This is a genomic window from Nocardiopsis oceanisediminis (assembly GCF_048595525.1).
Lineage (GTDB): Bacteria > Actinomycetota > Actinomycetes > Streptosporangiales > Streptosporangiaceae > Nocardiopsis_A > Nocardiopsis_A oceanisediminis.
This window is the reverse complement of the sequence record NZ_JAFMZJ010000001.1, coordinates 2,778,538-2,804,283: the sequence shown is the minus strand read 5'-3', so window position 1 is coordinate 2,804,283 and position 25,746 is coordinate 2,778,538. Positions and strand designations below refer to the sequence as shown.

Annotated in this window: 17 protein-coding genes; 8 read left to right on the top strand and 9 right to left on the bottom strand. The window is 75.1% G+C overall.

Features of this window, described 5'->3' with window-relative positions; translation table 11 throughout:
• Window positions 1-401 precede the first annotated feature (401 nt).
• From hisF to hisD, 7 genes are all read right to left on the bottom strand, one after another.
• Window positions 402-1,169: an imidazole glycerol phosphate synthase subunit HisF gene (gene hisF / locus J0910_RS12440; protein WP_420158657.1), complete on the bottom strand. Its 768-nt coding sequence runs from the start codon at window positions 1,167-1,169 to the stop codon at window positions 402-404.
• Window positions 1,166-1,906 (bottom strand): bifunctional 1-(5-phosphoribosyl)-5-((5-phosphoribosylamino)methylideneamino)imidazole-4-carboxamide isomerase/phosphoribosylanthranilate isomerase PriA, encoded by a 741-nt coding sequence (gene priA, locus J0910_RS12435; protein ID WP_420158656.1) that lies wholly within the window; start codon window positions 1,904-1,906, stop codon window positions 1,166-1,168. The genes hisF and priA overlap by 4 nt, the downstream gene beginning before the upstream one ends.
• Window positions 1,907-1,985: 79 nt before the next feature.
• Window positions 1,986-2,621 carry an imidazole glycerol phosphate synthase subunit HisH gene (gene hisH, locus J0910_RS12430; protein WP_420158655.1) on the bottom strand — a complete coding sequence of 212 codons (636 nt, stop codon included), beginning with the start codon at window positions 2,619-2,621 and terminating at the stop codon, window positions 1,986-1,988.
• A gap of 50 nt (window positions 2,622-2,671) precedes the next feature.
• Entirely contained in the window at window positions 2,672-2,836 is a 165-nt protein-coding gene (locus J0910_RS12425; RefSeq protein WP_017591234.1) for a hypothetical protein, read from the bottom strand.
• A complete protein-coding gene (gene hisB / locus J0910_RS12420) occupies window positions 2,836-3,429 on the bottom strand; it encodes an imidazoleglycerol-phosphate dehydratase HisB (protein WP_420158654.1) in 594 nt (197 codons plus the stop codon). The genes J0910_RS12425 and hisB overlap by 1 nt, the downstream gene beginning before the upstream one ends.
• A 104-nt stretch (window positions 3,430-3,533) precedes the next feature.
• Complete coding sequence (locus J0910_RS12415; RefSeq protein ID WP_420158653.1) at window positions 3,534-4,616, bottom strand: histidinol-phosphate transaminase; 1,083 nt, start codon at window positions 4,614-4,616, stop codon at window positions 3,534-3,536.
• A 65-nt stretch (window positions 4,617-4,681) separates the two neighbouring features.
• Window positions 4,682-5,992 (bottom strand): histidinol dehydrogenase, encoded by a 1,311-nt coding sequence (gene hisD, locus J0910_RS12410; protein ID WP_420158652.1) that lies wholly within the window; start codon window positions 5,990-5,992, stop codon window positions 4,682-4,684.
• A 307-nt stretch (window positions 5,993-6,299) separates the two neighbouring features.
• Here hisD and J0910_RS12405 point away from each other — a divergent pair, with 307 nt between their 5' ends.
• The 3 genes from J0910_RS12405 to J0910_RS12395 all read left to right on the top strand — a co-directional run bounded on the left by J0910_RS12405 (window position 6,300) and on the right by J0910_RS12395 (window position 10,064).
• Window positions 6,300-6,869 carry a ferritin gene (locus J0910_RS12405; RefSeq protein ID WP_420158651.1) on the top strand — a complete coding sequence of 190 codons (570 nt, stop codon included), beginning with the start codon at window positions 6,300-6,302 and terminating at the stop codon, window positions 6,867-6,869.
• A 113-nt stretch (window positions 6,870-6,982) separates the two neighbouring features.
• Entirely contained in the window at window positions 6,983-7,495 is a 513-nt protein-coding gene (gene ybaK, locus J0910_RS12400; protein WP_420158650.1) for a Cys-tRNA(Pro) deacylase, read from the top strand.
• A 1,462-nt stretch (window positions 7,496-8,957) separates the two neighbouring features.
• Entirely contained in the window at window positions 8,958-10,064 is a 1,107-nt protein-coding gene (locus J0910_RS12395; RefSeq protein WP_420158649.1) for a TIGR04222 domain-containing membrane protein, read from the top strand.
• A 914-nt stretch (window positions 10,065-10,978) separates the two neighbouring features.
• On the opposite strand, the gene J0910_RS12390 is transcribed toward J0910_RS12395, so the two are convergent.
• On the bottom strand, window positions 10,979-11,659 hold the full coding sequence (locus J0910_RS12390; RefSeq protein ID WP_420158648.1) for a hypothetical protein: 681 nt from the start codon (window positions 11,657-11,659) through the stop codon (window positions 10,979-10,981).
• 204 nt (window positions 11,660-11,863) lie between these two features.
• Here J0910_RS12390 and J0910_RS12385 point away from each other — a divergent pair, with 204 nt between their 5' ends.
• On the top strand, window positions 11,864-12,316 hold the full coding sequence (locus J0910_RS12385; protein WP_420161974.1) for a mycothiol transferase: 453 nt from the start codon (window positions 11,864-11,866) through the stop codon (window positions 12,314-12,316).
• A gap of 51 nt (window positions 12,317-12,367) precedes the next feature.
• Here J0910_RS12385 and dnaE read toward each other — a convergent pair whose 3' ends face one another.
• On the bottom strand, window positions 12,368-15,892 hold the full coding sequence (dnaE, locus tag J0910_RS12380; protein WP_420158647.1) for a DNA polymerase III subunit alpha: 3,525 nt from the start codon (window positions 15,890-15,892) through the stop codon (window positions 12,368-12,370).
• 246 nt (window positions 15,893-16,138) lie between these two features.
• Here dnaE and J0910_RS12375 point away from each other — a divergent pair, with 246 nt between their 5' ends.
• From J0910_RS12375 to fxsT, 4 genes are all read left to right on the top strand, one after another.
• A complete protein-coding gene (locus J0910_RS12375; protein ID WP_420158646.1) occupies window positions 16,139-17,575 on the top strand; it encodes an aldehyde dehydrogenase in 1,437 nt (478 codons plus the stop codon).
• A gap of 521 nt (window positions 17,576-18,096) precedes the next feature.
• Complete coding sequence (locus tag J0910_RS12370; RefSeq protein WP_420158645.1) at window positions 18,097-20,088, top strand: VMAP-C domain-containing protein; 1,992 nt, start codon at window positions 18,097-18,099, stop codon at window positions 20,086-20,088.
• A gap of 13 nt (window positions 20,089-20,101) precedes the next feature.
• Window positions 20,102-21,217 (top strand): AAA family ATPase, encoded by a 1,116-nt coding sequence (locus tag J0910_RS12365; protein ID WP_420158644.1) that lies wholly within the window; start codon window positions 20,102-20,104, stop codon window positions 21,215-21,217.
• Window positions 21,214-25,743 (top strand): FxSxx-COOH system tetratricopeptide repeat protein, encoded by a 4,530-nt coding sequence (gene fxsT, locus J0910_RS12360; RefSeq protein ID WP_420158643.1) that lies wholly within the window; start codon window positions 21,214-21,216, stop codon window positions 25,741-25,743. The genes J0910_RS12365 and fxsT overlap by 4 nt, the downstream gene beginning before the upstream one ends.
• Window positions 25,744-25,746 lie beyond the last annotated feature (3 nt).

The window sequence follows — 25,746 nt, the reverse complement described above, 5'->3', positions numbered from 1 at the left end:
CCGGAGAGACCTCCACGGGGTCCCCTCCCGACCGGGGCGGGAAGGCGGGAACCGCTGCGCTCCCGGCGGTGCCTGTGCGGGCCCGTCCGCGTTCGCCCCGGGCACGGCCGCAGGGGCGTCCGGCGGTCTCCGAACGGGTTCTCCAGGCCGTCCCGTCTCCGCTCGAGGCTGCGGCCGGTCCTCTGCCGGCCCTGGTCCTCTCCCTGTGGAGCGGGAACCCGCGGCCCGGCGGGCGAGGAGTCGGCGCTCCGCCGGAGCGCCTGCTTGCGGGCGGGTGCGGGCCGGGCCCCGGCCGGGAAGGGGGCGGGCGGGGTGTTCCGCCCGCCCCCGGGGCGGGCGGGCGGCGCGGCCTCACCGCCGGCCGGGGCCGCCCGGGTGCTCTTCTTCCGAAGAGGAGCGGGTCAGCGGACCGGGTTGCCGTGCCGGGAGAGTTCGGCCTTGACGTCGGCGATGGTGAAGTCGCGGAAGTGGAAGACCGAGGCGGCCAGGACCGCGTCGGCGCCGGCCTCGACCGCCGGGGGGAAGTGGCCGACCTCGCCGGCGCCGCCGCTGGCGATCAGCGGGACGTCGACGACCGCGCGGGCGGCCCGGATCAGCTCCAGGTCGAACCCGGCCCTGGTGCCGTCCGCGTCCATCGAGTTGAGCAGGATCTCGCCGGCGCCGAGCTCCGCGGCGCGCTGCACCCACTCCACCGCGTCGATGCCGGTGCCGCGGCGCCCGCCGTGCGTGGTGACCTCGAAGCCGCTGGGGGTGGGCTCGCCGGCGGTCCGCCGGACGTCGGCGGAGAGCACCAGCACCTGGTTGCCGAAGCGCTCGGCGATCTCCCGGATGAGTTCGGGGCGGGCGATCGCGGCGGTGTTCACCCCGACCTTGTCCGCGCCGGCGCGCAGCAGCCGGTCGACGTCCTCGGGGGTGCGCACCCCGCCGCCGACGGTGAGCGGGATGAACACCTGCTCGGCGGTGCGGCGCACCACGTCGTAGGTGGTCTCCCGGTCGCCGCTGGAGGCGGTGACGTCGAGGAAGGTGAGCTCGTCGGCGCCTTCGGCGTCGTAGCGGGCGGCCAGCTCGACCGGGTCGCCGGCGTCCCGGAGGTTCTGGAAGTTGACGCCTTTGACCACCCGGCCGGCGTCGACGTCCAGGCAGGGGATGACGCGGACCGCGATGCTCACGCCCGGCCCGCCTCTCCGACCGCGGCCAGCGCCTCGGGCAGGGTGAACGCGCCCTCGTACAGCGCGGTGCCCATGATGGCGCCCTCGACGCCCTCGGGCACCAGCCCGGCGATGGCGCGCAGGTCGTCCAGGCTGGACACGCCGCCGCTGGCCACCACCGGCCGGTCGGTGTGCGCGCACACGGTGCGCAGCAGGTCCAGGTTGGGGCCCTTGAGGGTGCCGTCCTTGTTGACGTCGGTGACGACGTAGCGGGCGCAGCCCTCGGCCTCCAGCCGCTGCAGGGTGGTCATCAGGTCGCCGCCGTCGCGGGTCCAGCCGCGCGCGGCGAGCGTGCTGCCGCGCACGTCCAGGCCGATGGCGATCCGGTCGCCGTGCTCGGCGATGATCTTGGCGCACCACTCCGGGTCCTCCAGCGCGGCGGTGCCGATGTTGACCCGGGTGCAGCCGGTGGCCAGCGCGGCCGCCAGCGACTCGTCGTCGCGGATGCCGCCGGACAGCTCCACCTTGACGTCGAGCCGGCCGACGATGCCGGTGAGCAGCTCGCGGTTGTTCCCGCGGCCGAAGGCGGCGTCCAGGTCGACCAGGTGGATCCATTCCGCGCCGTCGTTCTGCCAGGCCAGCGCGGCCTGCATCGGGTCGCCGTAGCGGCCGCCGGAGCCGGCCTTGCCCTGGACGAGCTGGACGGCCTGGCCGCCGGCGACGTCGACGGCGGGCAGCAGTTCGAGGGTGGAGGACATCGCTTTCGGTGACCTTGCCTTCCGGGTCGGGTGGAGCGGTTCGGGGCGGCCCCTCCCCCGGTGCGGGGAGGGGCGGGTACTACAGCGTGCGCACCCAGTTGGCGAGCACCCGGGCGCCGGCGTCGCCGGACTTCTCCGGGTGGAACTGGGTGGCCGACAGCGGGCCGTTCTCCACCGCGGCGACGAACGGCTCGCCGTGCACCGCGTAGGTGACCAGCGGTGCCGCGATGTGCGGGGAGGTGACCTCCAGCTCCCAGTCGAGCACGCCGTAGGAGTGCACGAAGTAGAAGCGCTCCTGCGGGTCGACACCGTCGAAGAGGCGGCTGCCCGCGGGCGTCTCCAGGGTGTTCCAGCCCATGTGCGGGACGACCGGGGCGCGCAGGCGCTCCACGGTGCCGGGCCACTCGCCGCAGCCCTCGGTGGTGGTGCCGTGCTCGACGCCGCGCTCGAAGAGCACCTGCATGCCGACGCAGATGCCCAGCACCGGGCGGCCGCCGGCCAGGCGCTTGCCGATGATCCGCTCGCCGCCGACGCCCCGCAGGCCCGCCATGCAGGCGGCGAAGGCGCCGACGCCCGGGACGACCAGGCCGTCGGCGTCCAGGGCGGCGTGCGGGTCGGAGGTCACCTCCACGGCGGCGCCGGTGCGCTCCAGGGCGCGCTGCGCGGAGCGGAGGTTTCCGGACCCGTAGTCCAAGATGGCGACTCGTGGCTGCACGTTCGACCGTGCCCTTTCTCAGTCGGTCGCGGCGGCGGCCCGGCGGGCCGTCAGCCGCTGAAGTAGCCCAGCCGCAGCACGCCGGAGGCGACGGCGAGCACCGCGCACACGGCCAGCGCCGCGGCGAGCAGGCGGAGGTTCTTCCAGGTGGAGACCGCGCCGCCGAGGAGCAGCCCGCCCAGCGCGATGAGCAGCACGGCCCACAGGTCCTGCATCAGAGGGCGCCCTTGGTGGAGGGCACCCAGCTGACCCGGGGGTCCCGCTCGCAGGCGAAGCGGAGCGCCCGCGCGAACGCCTTGAACTGGCACTCCACGATGTGGTGGGCGTTGCGGCCGTAGGGGACGTGCACGTGCAGCGCGACCTGGGCCTGGGCGACGAACGACTCGAAGATGTGCCGGGTCATCGTGGTGTCGTAGTCGCGGCCGATCACCGGGGCCATGCCCGCGGGCTCGGTGTGCACCAGGTAGGGGCGGCCGGAGACGTCCACGGTGACCTCGGCCAGCGCCTCGTCCAGCGGCACCTTGGCGTCGGCGAAGCGGCGGATGCCGGCCTTGTCGCCGAGCGCCTGGCGGAACGCCGCGCCGAGCGCCAGCGCGGTGTCCTCCATCGTGTGGTGGGAGTCGATGTGCAGGTCGCCCTCGGTCCGCACGGTCAGGTCGAACAGCCCGTGCTTGGCGAGCTGGTCGAGCATGTGGTCGTAGAAGCCGACGCCGGTGGAGACGTCGGCGACCCCGGTCCCGTCGAGGTCGACCTCGACCAGGACCTTGGTCTCCTTGGTGGTGCGTTCGATGCGGCCGGTGCGGCTCATGGCGGTGGGGTTCTCCGGTGCTGGCTGGGATGGTCGGGTGGTGCGGCCCGGCGCGGGCGGGCCGGGCGGGGTGGCGCGGACCGGGGTCCGGCCGGTTCCGGGGCTCACCCCGTCACCTGGAGCAACGCCTCCCGGAAGGCGGACATTTCCTCGGGGGTCCCGATGGTGGCGCGCAGCCACTCGGGCGGGCCGACCTCGCGGATCAGCACGCCCCGCTCCAGCATGCCGCGGAAGACCGCGGTGCGGTCGGGGAACTCCCCGAACATGACGAAGTTCGCGTCGGAGTCGGCCACCCGGAAGCCGTGCCCGCGGAGCCACTCGACCAGGGCGTCGCGCTCCTCGCGGAGCTGCTTGACACCGCCGAGGAGCTCGTCGGAGAACTCCAGCGCGACCCCGGCGACGGCCTGGGTGACCGCGGACAGGTGGTAGGGCAGCCGGACCAGCTTCAGCGCGTCGATCACCGCGGGGTGCGCGGCGAGGTAGCCGACCCGCGCCCCGGCCAGCGCGAACGCCTTGGACATGGTGCGGCTGACGATGACCCGCGGGTGGTCGGCGAGCAGGGTGAGCGCGCTGGGGGTGCCCTCCCGGCGGAACTCGGCGTAGGCCTCGTCGACCACCACGACGCCCGGGGCGGCCGCGGCGATCCGCTCCACGGTCTCCAGCGGCAGCGCGGTGCCGGTCGGGTTGTTCGGCGAGGTCAGGAAGACGACGTCGGGCCGGTGCTCCTCGATGGCGGCGAGCGCGGCGCCGGTCTCGATGGAGAAGTCCCCGCCGCGCCGGGCGGCGACCCACCGGGTCCCGGTGACCTCGGAGATGACCGGGTGCATCGAGTAGGAGGGCTCGAAGCCCATGGCGGTCCGGCCGGGGCCGCCGAAGGCCTGCAGGATCTGCTGCAGCACCTCGTTGGAGCCGTTGGCGGCCCACACCCGGGAGGCGTCCAGGCCGTGCCCGAGGTAGCGGGCGAGGCCCTCGCGGAGCCGGACGGCGTCGCGGTCGGGGTAGCGGTTCAGGCCGCGGGCGGCGGCCGACACCGCCTCGGCGAGCGCCGCGACCAGGCGCTCCGAGGGCGGGTAGGGGTTCTCGTTGGTGTTCAGCGCGACCGGGACGTCCAGCTGGGGCGCACCGTAGGGGGTGCGTCCGCGCAGGTCGTCGCGGAGCGGCAGGTCGTGCAGGCCGAATTCGCTCACTGTGTCGTCAATCCGTTCCGGCGGTCTCTCGGCGGTGCGGCGGGGGCGCTGCGCGGCGCCCGGGGTCAGCCGCGATGCCCGGCGGGCCGGCCGACCCGCGCGGTGACGGCCTCGCCGTGCGCGGGCAGGTCCTCGGCCTCGGCGAGCGCCACCACGTGCGGCGCGGCCTCGGCGAGGGCGTCCCGGTCGTAGTGCACGACGTGGATTCCGCGCAGGAAGGTCTGCACGCTCAGCCCGGAGGAGTGGCAGGCGCAGCCGCCGGTGGGCAGCACGTGGTTGGAGCCGGCGAGGTAGTCGCCGAGGGAGACCGGGCTGTGGTCGCCGACGAACACCGCGCCGGCGTTGCGCACCCGCGCCGCGGTGGCGTGCGGGTCGCGGACCATGATCTCCAGGTGCTCGGCGGCGTAGGCGTCGACCACCGCCAGGCCGTGGTCGACGTCGTCGACCAGCACGATGCCGGACTGCGGGCCGGACAGCGCCTCGGCGACGCGCTCGGCGTGCTTGGTGGCGGGCACCCGGGTGCGCAGCTCGGCCTCGACCGCGTCGGCCAGCCCGGTGGAGGGGGTGACCAGCACCGAGGCGGCGACCACGTCGTGCTCGGCCTGGCTGATCAGGTCGGCGGCGATGTAGCCGGGGTCGGCGGTGTCGTCGGCGAGCACCGCGATCTCGGTGGGGCCGGCCTCGGCGTCGATGCCGATGACCCCCTTGAGCAGGCGCTTGGCGGCGGCGACCCAGATGTTGCCGGGGCCGGTGACCATGTCGGCGCGGGCGCACTCGCCGGCACCGTAGGCGAACATCGCGACCGCCTGGGCGCCGCCGACGGCGTACACCTCGTCGACGCCGAGCAGCGCGCAGGCGGCCAGCACGGTGGGGTGCGGGAGGCCGCCGAACTCGGCCTGCGGCGGGGAGGCCACGGCGAGCGAGCCGACCCCGGCCTCCTGGGCGGGGACGGTGTTCATCACGACGCTGGAGGGGTAGACGGCGCGGCCGCCGGGCACGTACAGCCCGACCCGGCCGACCGGCACCCAGCGCTCGGTGACGGTGCCGCCCGGGACGACCCGGGTGGTGGTGTCGGTGCGCCGCTGGTCCCGGTGGACCAGGCGGGTGCGGCGGATCGCCTCCTCCAGGGCGGCGCGCACCGCGGGGTCCAGGTCGCGCAGGGCGGCGGTGATCTCCTCGGCGGGGACTCTGATGCCGTCGAGGTCGACCCCGTCGAAGCGCTTCCCGTACTCGATCAGCGCCTCGACGCCGCGATGGCGGACGTCCTCGCAGATCGGGCGGACTTTCTGCACGGCGGCCTCGACGTCGGTCTCGGCGCGGGGCAGTGCGTCCCGCGGGTCGCCGGTGGTGCCTCGGAGGTCGATTCGGGAGATCACGCACCCATTCTAGGGGCCCGCCGCCCCGCACTCCCCTCCGGTCGCCCCGTTCACCTGGGGCGCGCCGCGGAGGGGCGGTGCGCACCCGGCGCCGGCGGCGGGAGGGGCCGGCCGCCCGGGGCGGGGCCCGCCCCCTCCCGACCCGGTGCGCACCTTTTTAGGGAAGCCTCACCATAAAAGGACTGAATTAGCGCGCCCTTACTTTGGGAGGCCTAACCTAAATTGATTTCGCAAAGGCTTTCCTAAGTGACGAGAATTGCCAGCGCCATTGTTCGACAATTGATTTGCCGGACGTTACCGTGGGGGCATGGCTTCTACGACACACAGCGCCGAGCACGGCCTTTCCAAGTTCCACCGCCTCCTGCTGGACCAGGTCCGGCACGAGTTCACCGCCTCGCACCAGTACGTCGCCCTGGCCACCTGGTACGACGACCGCCACCTGCCGCAGTTCGCGCGGATCTTCTACCGGCAGGCCCTGGAGGAGCGCGATCACGCGATGATGATCGTGCGCTACCTCATCGACCGCGACGTGCCGGTCTCCATTCCGCGCCCGGACGAGATCCAGAACGAGTTCCAGTCGCCGCGCGAGCCGGTCGCGCTCGCGCTCTCCCAGGAGCAGCGCGTCACCGAGCAGTTCCACGTGCTCTCCCGGGTCGCCCGCGAGGAGAACGACTACACCGGTGAGCAGTTCCTCCAGTGGTTCCTCAAGGAGCAGGTCGAGGAGGAGCACAAGATGTCCACCATCCTGGACGTCCTCGACCGGGCCGCCGGCGGCTCCCTGTTCGAGGTGGAGACGTGGCTCGCCCGCGAGATGCCCGACGAGACCGGCGGCGACGCCGACGCCCCGGAGACCGCGGGGCCCGCGCTGACGGTCTGAGTTCCGCGGAGCTCGGCGGGAGCCTGCCCTCCGGCCGCCCGGCCTTCCCGGCCGGGCGGCCGCCGCTATTCTGGGCCCCGTCCCACGGAACCGGAGAAGAGGCGTCCCTCAGCATGAGCGCCAAGGGCGGAAAGGGCGGGAAGGGAACCCCCGCCACGGTCGCCGCGTCCCGAGCGAAGATCGACTTCACCCTGCACCCCTACGAGGCCGCCGGGGACGGCGGCTCGTCCTACGGCGAGGAGGCGGCCGACGCGCTCGGCGTCCCGCACGACCGGGTCTTCAAGACGCTGGTCACCGAGGTGGACGGCGCCCTCACCGTGGCGGTGGTGCCGGTCGGCGCACCGCTGAGCCTCAAGGCCCTGGCCGCGGCCGCGGGCGGCAAGAAGGCCGCCATGGCCGACCCGGCCGCCGCCGAGCGCAGCACCGGCTACGTGCGCGGCGGCATCAGCCCGCTCGGCCAGCGCAAGCGGCTGCCCACCGTGGTGGACTCCTCCGCCGCCGACCACGGCACCGTCTACGTCTCGGCCGGCCGCCGCGGCCTGCAGATGGAGCTCTCCCCCGCCGACCTGGTCCGCCTGACCGGAGCCGCCACCGGCCCGATCGCCGAGCGGCGACGGCGGCGATAGAGGCGGAACCGGGCGCCCCGGTCGGGCGCGGCGCCTCACGGGGCGAGGCTTCAAACGGGCGGCAACGGCAGAGGTGGGGCCGGGGCGGAGGCGGTCGCCCGAGTACGGCGCCCCGCAATGCCAGGGCTCAAACCAGCAGCGACGGCGGAAGAAGGGACGGGGCACAGGCCCCAGCCGGGCACAGCGCCTCACGGGGCGGGCTTCACGCAGGCGGCGACGGCACGGGTGGGGTCGGGGCGGAGGCGGTCGCCCGAGTACGGCGCCTCACGGGGCGGGGTTCAAGCGGGCGGCGACGGCACGGGTGGAGCCGGGGCGGAGGCGGTCGCCCGAGTACGGCGCCTCACGGGGCGGGGGCGGCCGAAGGCTCGGGCCCGCCCCACCACGAGAGGGGCTATGCCCGATATGTCGGATCGTCGGTGGAGAGCGGGCGGGACGGAGCGACCTGCACACCCCTGCGGCAGGCCGAACTACATCTACCAGCGAGTAGTAAGCCCTGGACCCCACCCCTCCCCCCATCGGTTACCCAGAGTGGCGATGGCGGGGCCCACCGGGAAGGCAAAAGCGACATCTCGCCCCTTCACCACCCCTCCCCGGTTCCCCGCCCTCTCTTTCCCGCCTTCCGGGCGGCCGGAACCCCCCGATCACCGCCCCGATCAGGGCTGTTCGGGCCCCGAACGGCCCGATCCACCCCGGGATGCACTCCCAGAAATCCCCGGGGTGCTCTCGCCGTGTGCAGGGCACTCCCCCTCACCATCACTTTCCGTGTTCACCCAGGTCAGGGGAGTTCCACTGCTCTCTGAGCGACCGGTCTCAACGGCGGGGCAACGCGGGCGCGGTGAACCCGCCGCCCCTGCCCGCCCCGACCGCCCTACCGCACCCGACCTGCCGCCCCGCCCCGCTCCCGCCCTCGCCGCCCGCCTGAACCCCCGCCCCGCGAGACGCCGCACCCGGGTGTCCGCCTCCGCCCCGGCCCCACCCGTGCCGTCGCCGCCCGCCTGAACCCCGCCCCGCGAGACGCCGCACCCGGGTGTCCGCCTCCGCCCCGGCCCCACCCGTGCCGTCGCCGCCCGCTTGAACCCCGCCCCGCGAGACGCCGCGCCCGGCCGACACCCGCGCCCCGCCCTTCCCTACGCCGTCGCCGCCTGCCCGAACCCCCACCCCGCGAGGCGCTGTACTCGGGCGACCACCTCCGCCCCGACCCCACCTCTGCCGTCGCCGCCTGCCTGCCCCGCCCCACGAGGCGCCGCGCCCTGTGAGGCGTCCGGCCGATACCCGCGCCCCGGCCCGTTCTCCGAACGGGTCCGCGCCCGCTGCGGTTCTGCGGCGCAGCACATCGCCGCTTACGTCACCCTCCGTACCGAATTCGCGGCGATCTGTTTCCAGCGGGCACTTTTCAGCGCGCGCCGACGGCTTTAACGTGGTCTGCATCACAACACGGTGCGGGGCGCGTGAAGGAGGCGCGATGATCCCGGCGATCCTGCTCGGCACGGTTCTCCTGCACGTGCTCACCCTGCTCGGTTTCCTCGCCTCGCGCCACGCCCACACCCGGCTGCGCCGGTCCGGTCCGCGCCGCCCCGTCCTCGGCGCGGACGAGCTCGCCCCGATTGAGCTGGGCACGCTCGCCGGCGGCCTGCAGCGGATGGGCGAGGTCGCGCTGGCCGAGCTCTACCTCGGCGGCCGGGTGATCGCCCGCGGCCACGGCTCGGTGGCCCGCCCCGACCCCGAGCCGTCCGCCGCGGCCCGGCTGATCCGCACCCTCAGCCCGCCGGCCCGCGTGATGGCCGACCGGCTGCGCCCCAAGCGCAGCATGTGCGCCGAGGAGCTGGTGAACACCGCCGCCCGGAGCGACCAGGCGACCGTGGTGCTGTGGCGGCTCCGCCGCCTCGGGCTGTTCTTCCCGCCGCAGCGGATGCGCGGGGTGCGGCGGGCCAGGTGCACCGCCGTCGGCCTGCACACCGTGCTGGGGGTGGCCGCCGCCGTGCTCGGCCCGGCGCTGCTGGTGGTGGGGATGCACCCGTCCTCCGGCCCGGAGGGGGTCTGGTCGGTGCTCTGCGCCGGGCTGCTCCTGACCTACCCGTTCCACCTGCACCTGTCCCGCCGCGCGGTGGGCGCGCTCAGCGGCCCGGTGCTGTGCGGCGCCGTCGCCGCCGGCACCGCCCTGGCCGCGGTGCCCTCGCCCCGGGTCGCCCCGGTCGCCCTCGTGCTGTACGCCGGCTGGTTCACCGTGCACGGCGCCTACCGGGCCACCGGCGGGCGGCTCGGCCCGCGCACCCTCGCCGGGGACGCGCTGCTGGCCGAGGCGGGCCGCGCCGGTCCGGAGGGCGGCCCCGTGTCGGCGCTGCGCTCCACCGCCCTGCTGGGCTTCCGGTCACTGCGCCGCCGCGCCGACGCCCCGGACCCGCCGGAGCTGCGCGAGCTGGCGCTGGTCCGCTCGTTCGCCGCGGCCGTCGGACGCGGCTTCGGCCGGCCCGACAGCGGCCTGGGCGGCGATTTCTCCGGGGACGGCGGGAGCGGGACCTGGCGCGGCGACGGCGACCCGACCACCGCGTCCCGGCACCGCCCGCACTGAAAGACTGTCGGGTATGCAGGTGGTCGCCCGGAGCGCTCGGCGGCGGACCGCCCTGTTGATCTTGGAGTTGCGGGGGTATCAGGGCGCCCTGATACCCCCGCGACTCCAAGATCAACGGGGAAGTGGGACGGCGGCCCGGCGGCGCGCGGCCCGCAGCGGCCGCGGCGGCGCCGGGCCCCCGAACCCCGCCTCTCCCGACCCGCGGCCGGACGCTCCAGCCGACCGGCCGCAGGCCCGACAGCCTCTGAGCTTGTTCTTCGACCTCGGGGGCGGCCGGAGCATCGAGGCGGCCGACCGGTGGACCTGGCCTGTGATCGCCACCCGCCCCCGGCTTCGCCCGGCCCGCACCTGGGAGCGGCCCCGGCCGCCGGGGCGGTGGGTGCGGCGGGGCTTTCGCAACGCCCGCGCGAAGGCGGCCCGTCCCGCCGGTGCACCCGAACCCCCGGCTCCGGGCCCCGGACGCCCCCCCGGGGGCGAAGAACCGGCGTCGGGCACCACGCCATGACGGGGGGAAGGCAGCCGAACGCGCCATGAGCCTGAAAGAGCACCACGCCCGCCCAGGTTGAAGAACAAGCTGAGCGTCCCGGGAGGCCTGGGCGCGGACGCATCGGCGCCCCTGCGGTGCCGCGCCCCTTCCTCTGCCGGCGGTCCGGGGCCCGGTTCCGGCCGCGCCGGCCGGTCGAGGCGCGCCGAGGCGGGAACGGAGCGGGGGCATCGGAACGGCGCGCCCTTCTCCGGGGGCGGTCCGCCCCGTGCAGCGGCGGAAGAGGCGACCGGGCCCGGCCGGTCGGGAAGGGCGTTCGGCGGCGGTCTCCCGGGCGGGCCGATACGCCTCCCCGGTCCCGCCGGGGCGGGGAGGCGGCTGCGGGGACCGCCGGTTCCGCCGGCCAGACGAGGCGACCGGGCCCGGCGGGTCAGGAGGAGGAGCGTTCGGCCCCGGTCTCGGCGGCGGGTTCCGCGGGCGGGCCGGGCGCCTCGGGCTCCTCCCCGGCGGCGGGTTCCGCGGCCGGGACGGCGGGCTCCTCCGGCGCGGGCGGCGGCGCGGAGACCCCGTCCGTGGGCAGGTCGCGGCGCCAGATGCTGACCGCGTCGAAGAGCCCGTACTGCAGCACCGCGACGAACGGCCAGACCACCAGCGCGCCCAGCGCGTCCAGGCGGATCCGGTCGGTGACCGCGTCGCCGGGCTCGGCGGCGGCCAGGGCCCGTTCGAGGGTGTTCCCGTCCAGGAGGACCCCGGTCCCCCAGAGCAGCAGCGCCCCGGCGGCCGACCCGGCGGTCAGGCCGATGAGGCAGGCCATCCGCAGGTCCGGCACGGGGCCGCCGCCCGGCCGCTCGGCCGCGCGCCGCGCCAGGCGGTACTGGGCCAGGTAGGAGCAGTAGCCGGTGACCATCCCGGCGCCGGCCGCGATGAGCGCGTAGCGGCCCTGGACCGCGAAGGAGGCCTCGGTGGCCGGGTAGGGCAGCACCGTCCCGCCGTCACCGACGGTGACCTCGGGCCGCGGGGAGATCCCCCACCACAGCGCCCCGAGGGGGATGCCGAGAAGCGCGACCGCCGCCAGGACCGCGGCTCCCGCGGTCCACCGTCTGCGCACCATCGGCCGGTGCCCCCTTCCGTTCCGCTCCATCGAATCTATCCCGGCCCGCGACCGGGAAAACCAGTGGTCCCCGCCGGGGGCGGTGTTCACAATGACCGCATGAACACACCGGTGGACAGCAATGTGAGGCCTCTCCGACCGAACCCCGCCGCCCGGCGCCGGGCGCGCCGCTCCGCGCTGCCGTCGGCCGCGGACGAGGCGACCATGGTCTCGGCCTATCTGGACCGGCAGCGCGCCGCGGTCCGCGCGCTCTGCGCGGAGCTGGGCGAGCAGCCTCCGGCGCATCCGGCGCCGCTCTCCCCGCACGCCGTGGCGGCCCATCTCACCTGGGTGGAGCACCACTGGTTCGAGGTGGTGATGCTGGGCCGCCCGGACCGGGTCCCGCGCCCGGCGGAGGGGTGCGCGGGCGGCGGGCGGGCGGACGGCCCGCCGCGCCCGCTCGCGGTCCTGCTGGACGAGTACGACGCGCAGTGCGCGCGCTCACGGGCGGTCACCGCCAGGTTGGAGCAGCGCGCCGGGGCCCGGGTGGTGCAGCCGGGCGGCTCCCGGGTGACGCTCCGCTGGGTGCTGCTGCACGTGCTGGAGGAGACCGCCCGGCAGGGCGGCCGGCTCGATCTCCTCCGCTCCTGGCCGCAGGGGGCCGCCGTGTCCGGCTGACCCCTGCGGCGCGGCGGTGCCCGCCCCGCGGGGGCGGAGCGGGCACCGCGGTCAGACGCCGCCCAGGCAGTTGGAGCCGAGCAGCGCCTTGAGCTCGCCCATCAGCGCCGGGGACGGGCTGACCCGCAGCCCTTCGTCCAGGGCGAAGACCGTGGTGCGCGGGCCGTTGTGCACCTGGAGGTGGACCTGGGTCTGGCCGCGGTTGCGGTCCAGGATGTCGCGGAACTCCCCGATGGTGTTCTTCTCCACCCGGGAGATCGGCATCGAGACCACCACCGGCTGCTCCTTGCCGACCTGGGAGAGGTCGGGCTGGATGACCTCCATCGCGATGAGCTTGGGGACGTCCTCGCGGCGGTCCAGCCGGCCCTTGACGAACAGCACCGCGTCCTCGGCCAGCACCTGGGAGCAGAGCTGGTAGGTGTTGGGGAAGATCATGCAGTCCACGGCGCCGCCGAGGTCCTCCAGCTGGGCCATCGCCCAGCTGTTGCCCTGCTTGGTGATCTTCCGGGTCAACCCGGAGAGCAGGCCGCCGACGGTGACCGTGGTCCCGTCGGGGCGCTCGGCGAGGTCGGCGACGGAGCAGTCGGTGTTGGACGCCAGCATGCTCTCCAGGCCGAGCAGCGGGTGGTCGGAGACGTAGAGGCCGAGCATCTCGCGCTCGAACGCGAGCAGGGTGGTCTTGTCCCACTCGCCCTCTGGGATGTCCGGGACCACCTGGATGCCCGACTCCGGCTCGGCGATGCCGCCGAACAGCGAGTCCTGGCCGGCCGCCTCGGCCCGCTTGTGCCCGATGATCGCGTCGATGGCCTGCTCGTGCACGAGGACCAGGCCCTTGCGCGGCTGGCCGAACTCGTCGAAGCCGCCGGCCTTGATCAGCGACTCCACCACCCGCTTGTTGCAGACCTGCTGGGGGACCTTGTCCAGGAAGTCGGCGAAGCCGGTGAAGCGGCCCTTCTCGGTGCGGGCCTTGACGATGCCGTCGACGACGTTGCCGCCGACGTTGCGGATCGCCTCCAGCCCGAAGCGGATCTCGCTGTCCCCGCGCGGGGTGAAGGTCGCGTCCGACTCGTTGACGTCGGGCGGCAGCACCTTGATGCCCATCCGGCGGCACTCGTTGAGGTAGAGCGCGCTCTTGTCCTTGTCGTCGCCGACCGAGGTGAGCACGGCCGCCATGTACTCGGCCGGGTAGTTGGCCTTGAGGTAGGCGGTCCAGTAGGAGACCAGGCCGTAGGCGGCGCTGTGCGCCTTGTTGAAGGCGTAGTCGGAGAAGGGGACCAGGATGTCCCAGAGGGTCTTGACCGCCTCCGCGGAGTAGCCCTCCTTCTTCATGCCTTCGCTGAACGGCTTGAACTCCTTGTCCAGGACCTCCTTCTTCTTCTTGCCCATGGCGCGGCGGAGCAGGTCGGCTTCGCCGAGCGAGTACCCGGCGACCTTCTGGGCGATCTGCATGACCTGCTCCTGGTACACGATCAGGCCGTAGGTCGTGCCCAGGATGTCCTTGAGCGGCTCTTCGAGCTCGGGGTGGATCGGGGTGATCTCCTGCTGCCCGTTCTTGCGCAGCGCGTAGTTGATGTGGGAGTTGGCGCCCATCGGGCCGGGCCGGTAGAGGGCGCCGACCGCGGAGATGTCCTCGAAGTGGTCGGGCTTCATCTGGCGGAGCAGGGCCCGCATCGGGCCGCCGTCGAACTGGAAGACCGCCAGGGTGTCGCCGCGCTGCAGCAGTTCGAACGTGGGCCCGTCGTCCAGGGCGAGGCCGAGCAGGTCGACCTTCTCGCCCCGGTTGGCCTCGATGTTCTTGATGCAGTCGTCCATGATCGTGAGGTTGCGCAGCCCGAGGAAGTCCATCTTCATCAGGCCGAGCGACTCACAGGTCGGGTAGTCGAACTGGGTGATGATCACCCCGTCGGAGTCGCGCATCATCACCGGGATGTGGTCGGTGATGGGTTCGGAGCTCATGATCACGCCCGCGGCGTGCACACCGGTCTGCCGGATCAGCCCCTCCAGGCCCTGGGCCAGGTCCATGACCTGCTTGACCTCGGTGTCGTCGGTGTAGAGCTGGCGCAGCTCGCCGGCCTCGTTGTAGCGCGGGTGCTTCTCGTCGAAGATCCCGGAGAGCGGGATGTCCTTGCCCATGACGGTGGGCGGGAACGCCTTGGAGATGCGGTCGCCCAGCGCGTAGGGGAAGCCCAGGACGCGGGAGGCGTCCTTGACGGCGGCCTTCGCCTTAATGGTGCCGAAGGTCGCGATCATGGCGACCTTGTCCTCGCCGTACTTCTCGGTGACGTAGCGGATGACGTCGCCGCGCCGGCGCTCGTCGAAGTCGATGTCGATGTCGGGCGGGGACTCGCGCTCGGGGTTGAGGAACCGCTCGAAGATCAGGCTGTGCGGGATGGGGTCGAGGTCGGTGATGCCCAGCGCGTAGGCGAGCAGCGACCCCGCGGCGGAGCCTCGGCCCGGGCCCACCGCGATGCCGTTCTCCTTGGCCCAGTTGATGAAGTCGGCGACCACCAGGAAGTAGGACGGGTAGCCCTTCTGGAGGATGACGCCGACCTCGTACTCGGCCTGGGTGACGTAGCTGTCCGGGACGCCCTCGGGGAAGCGGCGCTCCAGGCCCTGCATGACCTGCTTGTGGAAGTAGCTCTCCTCGGTCTCCCCCTCCGGCCAGGGGAGCTGCGGCATGAGGTTGTAGTAGTCGAACATGCCGGAGGTGTCGACCATCTCGGCGATGGCCAGGGTGTTCCGGCACCCCTCCTGCCAGGCCTCGGAGGTGTCGATGGCGCGCATCTCCTCGGCGCTCTTCAGGAAGTAGCCCGAGCCGCCGAAGCGGAACCGGTTCTCGTCGGCGATCTTCGAGCCGGTCTGGATGCAGAGCAGGGCGTCGTGCGCGTCGCGCTCGCGCTCGTAGGTGTAGTGCGAGTCGTTGGTCACCACGAAGCGCAGGTCGAGCTCCTTGGCGATGTGCAGCAGCCCTTCGCGCACCCGCCGCTCGATGTCCAGGCCGTGGTCCATCAGCTCGACGAAGAAGTTCTCCTTGCCGAAGATGTCCCGGTAGGCGGCGGCGACCTCCATCGCCTCGGCCTCCTGGCCCAGGCGGAGCCGGGTCTGCACCGCGCCGGAGGGGCAGCCGGTGGTGGCGATGATGCCCCGGGCGTGCTCGGAGATGAGCTCCTTGTCCATCCGGGGCTTGCGGAAGAAGCCCTCGGTGGAGGCGCGGGAGTTGAGCTTGAAGAGGTTGTGCAGCCCCTCCTTGTTCTGCGCCCACATCGTCATGTGGTTGAACGCGCCGCCGCCGGAGACGTCGTCGCTGCGCTGGCCGGGGTCGCCCCAGCGGACCGGCTTCTTGTGGAACCGCGATTCGGGCGCCACGTAGGCCTCGACGCCGATGACCGGGGTGACCCCGGCGGCCTTGGCCTGCTTGTAGAAGTCGTTGGCCCCGTGCATGTTGCCGTGGTCGGTCATCGCGACCGCCGGCATCTTCTCCTGCTGGGCGACTTCGAACAGGTTCTTCAACTTCGCCGCCCCGTCCAGCATCGAGTACTCGGTGTGGACGTGCAGATGGACGAAGGAGTCGGCCATGGCTCGGTTACCCCGTTATGCGGCTCGGTGGGACAGAGGATGCCTCACGAGCCTACGCCGCTCCCGGCGGTGGATCGGCGTGTTCGCAGCGCGGGTCCCGGTCGCGGCGGCCACATTCTCCGGCGGCCGGTCCGCGCCGGGCCGCAGGGCAGAACCGGTTCGGGCGGACGGCGGCGGAGCGGCCCTGGCAGGTTCCGCCCCTCCGAGGCAAACTGAAACCTGTTCTCGTTCTGCTTTGGAGGCCTGATGCGCGAACACGACCGGCTCTACATCGGCGGCGAGTGGACCGAGCCCGCCTCCGCCGAAACGATCGAGGTCGCCTCACCGCACAGCGGGGAGGCGGTCGGCCGGGCCCCGGAGGGGACCGCGGCGGACATGGACCGGGCCGTGGCGGCCGCCCGGCGGGCGTTCGACACCGGCCCCTGGCCGCGGACGGACCCCGCGGAGCGGGCCGCGGTCCTGGCCCGCCTGGCCGAGGGGTACCTGGGCCGCTCGGATGAGCTCGCGGAGCTGATCACCGCCGAGATGGGCTGCCCGATCTCCTTCTCCCGGCTGGCCCAGGTGCCGGTCCCGCAGCAGACCCTGGCCTACTACGCGGGGCTGGCCGAGGGGTTCACCTGGCGGGAGACCCGGCAGGGGCTGCTCGGCCCGGTGCACGTCGAGCGGGAGCCGGTCGGCGTGGTGGCGGCGGTGGTGCCGTGGAACGTCCCGCAGTTCCTGATCATGGCGAAGGTGGCGCCGGCGCTGCTCGCCGGGTGCAGCGTGGTGGTCAAGCCGGCCCCCGAGACCGCGCTGGACCCCTACCCGCTCGCCGAGCTGGCCGAGGCGGCCGGGGTCCCGCCGGGCGTGCTCAACATCGTCGCGGCCGGGCGGGAGGCCGGGGAGCACCTGGTCGCCCACCCCGGGGTGGACCACGTGGCCTTCACCGGGTCCACCGCGGCCGGGCGGCGGATCGGGGCGCTCTGCGGCGAAGCGCTCAAGGGGTGCAGCCTGGAGCTGGGCGGCAAGTCCGCCGCGATCCTCCTGGACGACGCCGACCTGGCCGGCTACACCGCGATGCTGCCGCTGACCGCGCTCCTCAACAACGGCGAGGCGTGCATCGCCCAGGCCCGGATCCTCGCCCCGCGGTCCCGCTACGCCGAGGTGGTCGAAGCGGTCACCGAGCGGGTCGCCGCGCTGGCCGTGGGGGACCCCGCCGACCCGGCGACCGAGATCGGGCCGCTGGTCTCGGAGCGGCAGCGCGAGCGGGTGGAGGGCTACATCGCCTCGGGGCTCGCCGAGGGCGCCCGGATCACCGTCGGCGGCGGCCGCCCGGACGGCCTGGACCGGGGCCACTACGTCGAGCCGACGGTCTTCGCCGACGCGCACAACGGGATGCGCATCGCCCGGGAGGAGATCTTCGGCCCGGTGCTGGCGGTGATCCCCTACGACGGCGAGGAGGAGGCGGTCCGGCTGGCGGAGGAGAGCGAATACGGGCTGGCCGGCTCGGTCTGGACCGCCGACCCCGAGCGCGGCCTGGCCCTGGCCCGCCGGATCCGCGCCGGGACGTTCGGGGTGAACGTCTTCAACATCGACGTGAACACCCCGTTCGGCGGCTACAAGGCCAGCGGCCTGGGACGCGAGTTCGGCCCCGAGGGCCTCGGCGAGTACCTGGAGCACAAGTCCATCGTGACCCTGGGCTGACCGGAGCGGCCCCGGACCCCCGGCCGGACGCGCGGGGCCCGCAGCGGGCGCGCCCCCGTTCCGGGAACCGCCCCTCGAACCCGGCCGGCCTGGGCGGGGGGGGTCGGCCCTTCCCGGAGAGCGCCGCGTCCTGAGCGTCCGGAACCGCCCGCCGGAGCGGGCGGGGAGCGCCGTCCGGGGCGGACGGGCCGCCCTCCGGCGCCGCGCGGCGGTACGGCACCGGGGCGGAGCGCCCCCGGCCGCCGGTGCCGGGCGGATCCTCCGGGACCCCGGCCCCGGCGGGGCCGGGCCCGCGCCCAGCGCGCGGGGGCGGGGCCGCTGGGCGCCCGGGCGGGGCGCCGTCGCATGTCAGTGGTGAATTTCTGGTGATGACGCCCCTACATAGCGTATTCATCACCAACGGCGGGAACAATTAGGAGCCAACCGAATCACCCCCGACAACCGAAGAAAGTGACCGCTCAACGGTGGCCTCTCCTTCTCCCACCCTCCGTTCCTCACCTCTGCCCTCCCCCGCCTGGCAGGTGCGGATCCCGGCCGTCGACGGGACGGTCGCGGGCGGCGGCGTCGCCCTGCCCGGAGGCGCGATCCTCACCTGCGCGCACGTGGTCGACGCCGCGCTGCTCCGGCCGCGGGGGGCCGGTGCGCCCGCGGACGGCACCGCGCTGGAGGTGGACGTCCCCGGCCCCTGCGGCTTCACCCGGCGCACCGCGCACCTGATCGGGGAGGCCTGGGACGCGGCCGGGGACACCGCCCTGCTCCGGCTCGCCCCCGGCGCCGGCGCCGACCCCGAGCCCGCCCGGCTGCTCACCCGGATGTCCCGGATCGAGCGGACCGGGCGGCCGCTGCCGGTGCGGATCCGCGGCCACCCCGCCCTCCTCGGCGACCAGGCCCCGCACGGGCTGGTCGCCGCGGCCCGGGTGGTCGGCTACGGCGTGTTCGAGGGGGCCGCGCAGCTGAACCTGGCCCCGGACCAGCCGGTCCGGATCACCCAGGGGTTCAGCGGGTGCGGTGTGCGCGCCGACGACGACGGCGGGGTGGTGGGCATCGTGCGCAGCTCGCTGTTCGGCGCGGGCCCCGGCGCCGACGGGCTGCTCGCCGCGATGACCCCGGTGGAGTCCATCCCGTCCATCTCCCACCTGGTCGCCGACGCCGAGCTGGCCGAGGCGGAGTCCTTCCTGGGCCGCACGCCCTTCGCCGGGGTGCTGCCGGCCTACCGGTCGGCGACCCGGGAGCGCCCGCTGGAGCCGGTCGGCTTCCGCACCGCGCTGGAGGCCTTCGACCACCTCAGGGAGCTGGCGCCCGGTCCGGACGGGCTTCCGCCGGAGGTGGTCTTCACCGAGGAGGTCGCCAAGCTCCGGCCCGCCGCGCGGGGCCCGCTGCGCGGCTACGCCGACTCGCGCGGCCCGGAGGAGGTGCCCGGGGAGGCGCTGCGGCGGCTGCGCGCCCGGCCCGCGTCCCGCCCGCCGGCCGCGGCCCGGCTGGAGATCGTCGCCGAGCCGCTGCCCGGCGGCCGCGGGCCCCGCTACGAGCTGCGCTCCCGGCTCCGGGCGGGCGGTTCCTCCACCCCGGCGCGGACCGTGCGCGTCGGCGAGGCGGAGCTGCCCGGCGAGGCGCTGGAGATCATCCGGGAGGCCGAGGCCCTCCTCGCCCGCGGGACTTATCCGCCCCCGGTGCCGATGACGCTGGATTTCTACCTTCCGCTCCCTCTGCTGCTTTCCGGAGGAATTGCGCGCTGGCGGGTCCGGACCCCCGCCAGTCCGCACGGGGAGCGGCTCGGCAGCGCTTACCGCATCGTCCTGCATTCCTATGAGAGATCATTCGCGCCGCATTGGAGCGGGGCGCGGCTGCGAATGCGGCGCCGGCTGGAGCAGGCCGCCCGGCGGGGGGCGGGGATGGTGCGCGGCCTGCCCCCGGCGGCGCCGCCGGGCCGCGCGCACGACGCCCTGGCCGACCCGCGGATCGCGGTGTGCGCGGTGGGCGCCGGTGCGGACGGGGCCGGTGCGGCGCATGCCCTGATCGCCGCGCTGGAGGCGGGGGTGCCGACGCTGGTGTGGCGGACCGCCCGGCCCGGTGCCGGGCCGGGCCGGGCGGGGGCGGGCCGGGAGGGCTCCCGGGAAAGGCGTGGCGGAGGTGGCGGGAAAGAGCCGCTGCTCCCATGGAACGGGCCGCCGATTTTCGATAAGTTGTTTTACCGCGGCGACCTTTCACTGAGCGTTGCGGAGATCGGTGATCTTCCGCGGCGTTTGCACGAGTGGCGCATCGATTCCACCGACACCGACATTTCCGACCCAATGCACACCGGGCACGACGACCCCTTCGACATCGCCCTGCTCACCGATCACGCCGCGCCGCCCACCGCCGCGCGGCGCCCCGCCCCCGCCGGTTCTGACGTCATCCCCCCACCGCGCGCCGGGCGGAGCGGCCCTGCCCCCGCCGCGCCGCCGCCCCGGCGCGCGCCGCTCCCCGGGGCGGCGCCCATCTCCGCCCCAGACGAGCTCCTGGACAGCGAATAGGGAGGTCCCGCCGATGACGTCCGACCCGGGGAGCGGCCCCGGCACGCCGGATGGCGCCGCCGCGGCGCCCTCCTGGTGGATCTACCGGGGCACCGGGACGCCCAGCCCCTACGCCCCGCCGCTGCGCGAGCGCCTCCCGCCGCCCCCGCCGTGGCGCCGGTTCCCCGGTGCGCCGGACCCCGCTCCCCCTCCGGAGGACCGGGCCGAGACCGAGCGGGTGCTCGGCCCGCCCCGGCCGGCCGTGCCCCGCCCGCTCTCCCCCGCCGAGACCGCCGTCGTCACGGCGGTCAACGCCGCCCTGCTGCTCCGCAGGCCGCTGCTGGTCACCGGGCCGCCGGGGGTCGGCAAGTCCAGCCTGGCCCACCGGGTCGCCCGCGAGCTGGGCCTGGGCCGGGTGCTGCGCTGGTCGATCACCAGCCGCAGCACGCTCGCCTCCGGGCTGTACGAGTACGACCCGCTGGCCCGGATCCACGACATCTCCGCCGACGCGGCCGCGGCGCCCGCCGGCCGCTCCCCGGACGCGCGCCGCCCCATCGGGGACTACCTGCGGCTGGGGCCGCTGGGCACCGCGCTGCTGCCCTCGGCGCAGCCCCGGGCGCTGGTCATCGACGAGTTCGACAAGGGCGACGCCGACCTCGCCAACGACCTGCTCGACGTGCTGGAGAGCGGCGGCTACCGGATCCCGGAGCTGGCCCGGCTGAGCTCCTCGGAGCCGGAGGTCTCCGTGCCCACCGACGACCCCGGGTGCACCGCGGTGGTCCGGAACGGCTCGGTGGCCTGCCACGAGTTCCCGTTCACCGTCATCACCAGCAACTCCGAGCGGCCCTTCCCGGCGGCCTTCCGCCGGCGCTGCCTGCCGGTGGAGCTCGGCCCGCCCGACCGCGACCAGCTGGCGGAGATCGTCGCCGCGCACTTCGGCGCCCGCGAGCACGGCGCCGACCGGGAGCTGATCCGCTCCTTCCTGGAGGCGTCCGCGGGCAAGGGCGGGCTCTCGGTCGACCAGCTACTCAACTCGGTCCATCTCGTTAGTGCCGATGTCCGGGACCATGCCACATCCTGGGACTCGGACGCCTGGCAGCACGTCCTCGATGTGATCTGGCAACGCCTCACGGAAACGGACCGAGAGTGACCGGGCGCGACGACCAGGAAAGACCCCGGGACGACCGGGGGGAGGCCGCGCAGCCGCCGCCCCCCGGCCCGCCGCTGCCCGGCGCCGCCTCCCCGCAGTGGTGGGAGGTGGGCGACGCGGTCTGGCTGGCCGCCCGCGCCTCCGCGCGCGCCGACGCCGCGGGCGGACCGCAGGACGCGGCCGCGGGAGCGCGCGGCGACACCGCGGGCGGACCGCAGGACGCGGCCGCGGGAGCGCGCGGCGACACCGCGGGCGGACCGCAGGACGCGGCCGCGGGCCCCCCGCCGGGGGAGGCTGCCCCGCCGGCCGCCCCCGCCGGGCCGCCGCCCGTGCGGCCGGGCGGACCGGCCGGGCTCCCGCCGCCCGCGGAGCCGTCCGGCGCCGCCCCGGCACCGGGCGGCCCGCCCGCGGCCCGGCCGGCGGCCCCCGTCCCCCGCCCCGAGCTCGCCGACCGGCAGGGCCTGGTCCGGGCGCTGTCCCGGCTGCGCCGGCGGCTCCCCGGGCCCGGGCCCGGACCGCTCGACGAGTACGCCACCGCCGACTCCTACGCGCAGCGCGCCCTGGCGGTGCGCCGCCCGGCGGGGCCGGGCCCCGCCCCGCTGATCCCCCGGTTCACCCCGGAGCGGCGCCCGGCGGGCCGGCTGACCGTGCTGGTCGACACGGGGCTGCCGATGCTCGTGCACGAGCCGCTGGTGGAGGAGTTCCTGGCGCTGGTCGAACCGCTGCGGCTGTTCCGCCGCACCCGTGCGCTCCGCTTCGACTCCGACAAGGCCTGGCCCGACGACCTCGTGCTGCGCGCCGGGCACGGGCCCGCGCCCGACCCCCGCGAGCTGTTCACCGGCGCCCCCTCCGGAGCGGAGGTCGTGCTGGTGCTCACCGACGGCGCGGGCGAGGGCTGGCACCGCGGCGCCGTGCAGACCTGGCTGGCCCGGTGGGGGCGGCGGGCGGCGGTCGCCGTGCTGCAGGTGCTCGACCGGCGGCAGTGGCCGCGGACCGGCCTGCGCGCGCAGCCGCTGGTGCTCTCCGCCCCCGGGGGCGCGGTGGCGCCCAACGCGCGCTACCGGGCCCGCAGCCCGGCGGGCGCCCTCCCCCCGCCGCCCGGCGAGGGCGGCTCCCCGGACGCGGTCCCCGTCCCGGTGCTGCCGCTGCGCACCGCGGACCTGGAGCGCTGGGCGGGCTTCGTCGCGCAGTCGCCGGCCGCGGCGGAGCTGCCGGTGTCGGTGGTGCGGGCCGAGCCGACCGCCGAGCCGTTCGGCACCCGCCCGCCGGAGGAGGCCTCCCCGGACCCGGGCTCCTCCGCGGACCCGCGGGAGCTGGTGGCCGCGTTCCGCGAGACGGCCTCCCCGGCCGCCTTCGAGCTGGCGGTGTGCCTGGCCGCGGTGCCGCTGAACATGCCGATGGTACACGCGGTGCGGGAGGCGTTCGTCCCGGAGGCGACCACCGCCGACACCGCCGAGGCGCTGTGGTCCGGGCTGATCGCGCGGCGGCCGGGCGGCGCCCCGGTCACCCGGGCCGACCAGGTCTCGCTGGGCTTCCGCCCGGGGGTGCGCGCCGCGCTGCTCGCCGCCGGCGGCCGGCGCGCCAGGATCCGCGCGCTGCTGGAGACCGCGGTGGAGCGGTTCGGTGCGCTGCCCTGGACCGGGCCGCTGGCGGCGCTGCTGCGCGGGGAGACCTTCGACCCGGCGCTGCCGCCGGTGCACGACGAGACGGCGCCCGCCGCGCGGGCGCTGCGGCCGGCCATGCGGGCCCTGCCCGGGCCGCTGCGCCGGGCCGCCGAACTGTGGGACGTGGCGCGCCCCGACTCCGACGGGTCGGGGGCGGCGGGCGCCCCGCCGGCGGTGCGGACCGCCGCCGGCCACGATCGAGCCGAGCAGAAAGACGAAGACGTGACCCCTGCAGACCCCGACTTCTCCGGTACCGGCCGCCAGGTCGCCACGGAGACCTCGCGCGCCCCCGTCCCCGAGCAGGCCGCCCCGGCGGAGCGGCCGGCGGTGCTCCCGGCCCCGCCCGGCCCGGTCCGCGGGCCGCTCTCCCGGAGCCGGCCCCACGTCTGGGGGCGGATCCCGCAGCGCAACCCGGCGTTCGTCGGCCGCCAGGAGCTCCTGGACGAGCTCTCCCGGCGCCTGACCACCGGCGACACGCACATCCTGCCGCAGGCGCTGCGCGGCATGGGCGGGGTGGGCAAGACCCAGCTCGCGCTGGAGTACGCCTGGCGCAACCAGGACCGCTACGAGCTGGTGTGGTGGATCCCGGCGGACACCCCCACCCAGGTGCAGCAGGCCCTGATCGACCTGGCCCCGCGGCTGGGCATCGACGCCGACCGCGACCCGGCGAGCATCTCGCGCACCGTGCTGGAGACGCTGCGCTCCGGCCACCCCTACCGGGACTGGCTGCTGGTCTACGACAACGCCGCCGCGCCGGAGGACATCCGTCCGCTGCTGCCCAGCGGCGGCCCCGGCCAGGTGCTGATCACCTCGCGCGCGGCGGACTGGCGCAACGCCGGCGGCAGCCTGCTGGAGGTGGACGTGTTCCGCCGCGAGGAGAGCGTGGAGCTGCTCGCCAGGCGCGGCCCGGAGTCGCTGACCGCCACCGACGCCGACCTGATCGCCGACAAGCTCGGCGACCTGCCGCTGGCCGTCGAGCAGACCGCGGTGTGGCTGTACGAGACGATGATGGACCCCGCCGACTGGCTGGAGGTCTTCGACGAGAAGCAGGCGGAGCTGCTGAGCGGCGTGGCGCCCTCGCCGGACTACCCGTGGACGGTGGGCGCCACCATGAACATGGCGCTGGACCGGCTGCTGCAGACCGACCCGGCGGCGCTGCGGCTGCTCCAGGTGTGCGCGTTCCTGGCTCCGCAGCCCGTCCCGCGGCGGCTGTTCAACAACGCGCGCAACGTCGACGGCCCGGCGGAGCTGCAGGAGGTCCTCTCCGACCCGGCGGTGCGGCTGGGCCGGGTGCTGCGCGCGATCGACCGGTACGCGCTGGCCCGGATGGACCACCGGACCTCCACCTTCCAGCTGCACAAGCTGGTCCAGGAGACCCTGAAGCTGCCGCTGGACGGCGAGCGCCGCGCCGAGTACCGGCACTGCGCGCACCAGCTGCTGGCCAACTTCGACCCCGGCGACCCGGACTCGGTGGCCGACTGGCCGCGCTACGCCGAGCTGCTCCCGCACATCTGGGAGACCGAGCAGTGGGACTGCGAGAGCCCGTGGTGCCGGCAGCTGGTGCTCAACGAGATCTCGTTCCTGCACACCTGGGGCCGGGTGAAGGCGGCCCGGACGCTGGCCGAGGCCACCGTCAACCACTGGACCCGGCACCTGGGCGCGGAGCACCCGCAGACGCTGCGCGCCCGCGCCCGGTACGCCGCTCTGCTGTCCACCCTCGGCGACTTCGAGGAGGCGCACGCGCTGACCCTGCACGTGGTCGACACGCTCACCCGGCTGCGCGGCGCGGCCGACGAGGAGACCCTGGAGGTCCGCCAGGACCTGGTGCTCCAGCTGCGCGACCTCGGCCGGTTCCATGAGGCGCTGGAGGTCAGCGGGGAGGTCCTGGAGGCCCAGGAGCGGGTGCTCGGCCGGGACGATCCGCTGACCCTGCAGACGGCCCACATCCACGCGGTGGGTCTGCGGCTGATGGGCCGCTTCGAGGAGGCCATCGCGATCAACCGGTACAACCTGCAGCGCAGGACCGAGATCCTCGGGCCGGAGAACCCCCGCACCCTGTCCAGCGGGTACACCCTGGCCGTGTGCCTGATGGAGCGGGCCGAGTTCGGCAAGGGGCTGGACCTGATCGAGGACGGCAGGGCCACCGCCGAGCGGGTCTATCCCGAGGACAACCAGTTCCGCCTCAGCCTGCTGCTGCTGCAGTCGACCCTGCTGCGCCGGATGGGGCGCGTCCAGGAGGCGCTGGAGCTGTCCGCCCAGACCTACGGGCTCCACCTCGGGAAGAGGATGCCCGAGGCGTTCACCACCCTGCAGGCGGCCGGCTGCCACTCGGTGGCGCTGCGCGCGGCGGGCGAGCACGAACAGGCGCTCGCCCTTTCCGGGAAGACGCTGGAAGGGCTCCGGAGGGCCTACGGCGACCGGCATCCGGCCTTCGCCGACGCCGCGCTGAACCACGCGGTGATCCTGCGGCTGCTCGGGCGGGCCGATGAGGCGCGGGCCCTCGACGAGGCCGCGCTGGAGGTGCACGCCGGGATCGGCGCGAGGCACCCGAGCACCATCGCCAACGCGGTCAACCTGGCCAGCGACCTGTTCGTCGGCGGCAACCCGGCCAAGGCGCTGGAGCTGGACGAGCGGACGCTGCGGACGTCCCGCTCGGCCCTGGGCGAGGACCATCCGCTCACCCTCGCGGCCGAGCGCAACCTGCTGCTGGACCGGGCCGCGGTGCACGGGGACGCCTGCCCCGAGGAGAGGAAGCGGATCGTGGCGCGGTACGCCCTGGTGTTCGGCCCCGACCACCCAGCCACCCGGTCGGCGGCCCAGGACGTACGGGCCAACTGCGACCTGTTCCTCAACCTGATGTGAACC

What these genes read in the sequence shown, in the direction of transcription:
- J0910_RS12385 (WP_420161974.1), top strand. Translation starts at nt 11,864, where the DNA reads ATGGTCTCGGCCTATCTGGACCGGCAGCGCGCCGCGGTCCGCGCGCTC.
- J0910_RS12365 (WP_420158644.1), top strand. Translation starts at nt 20,102, where the DNA reads ATGACGTCCGACCCGGGGAGCGGCCCCGGCACGCCGGATGGCGCCGCC.
- J0910_RS12425 (WP_017591234.1), bottom strand. Translation starts at nt 2,836, where the DNA reads ATGCAGGACCTGTGGGCCGTGCTGCTCATCGCGCTGGGCGGGCTGCTC.
- J0910_RS12405 (WP_420158651.1), top strand. Translation starts at nt 6,300, where the DNA reads ATGGCTTCTACGACACACAGCGCCGAGCACGGCCTTTCCAAGTTCCAC.
- J0910_RS12395 (WP_420158649.1), top strand. Translation starts at nt 8,958, where the DNA reads ATGATCCCGGCGATCCTGCTCGGCACGGTTCTCCTGCACGTGCTCACC.
- dnaE (WP_420158647.1), bottom strand. Translation starts at nt 15,892, where the DNA reads ATGGCCGACTCCTTCGTCCATCTGCACGTCCACACCGAGTACTCGATG.
- J0910_RS12390 (WP_420158648.1), bottom strand. Translation starts at nt 11,659, where the DNA reads ATGGTGCGCAGACGGTGGACCGCGGGAGCCGCGGTCCTGGCGGCGGTC.
- hisB (WP_420158654.1), bottom strand. Translation starts at nt 3,429, where the DNA reads ATGAGCCGCACCGGCCGCATCGAACGCACCACCAAGGAGACCAAGGTC.
- ybaK (WP_420158650.1), top strand. Translation starts at nt 6,983, where the DNA reads ATGAGCGCCAAGGGCGGAAAGGGCGGGAAGGGAACCCCCGCCACGGTC.
- J0910_RS12375 (WP_420158646.1), top strand. Translation starts at nt 16,139, where the DNA reads ATGCGCGAACACGACCGGCTCTACATCGGCGGCGAGTGGACCGAGCCC.
- priA (WP_420158656.1), bottom strand. Translation starts at nt 1,906, where the DNA reads ATGTCCTCCACCCTCGAACTGCTGCCCGCCGTCGACGTCGCCGGCGGC.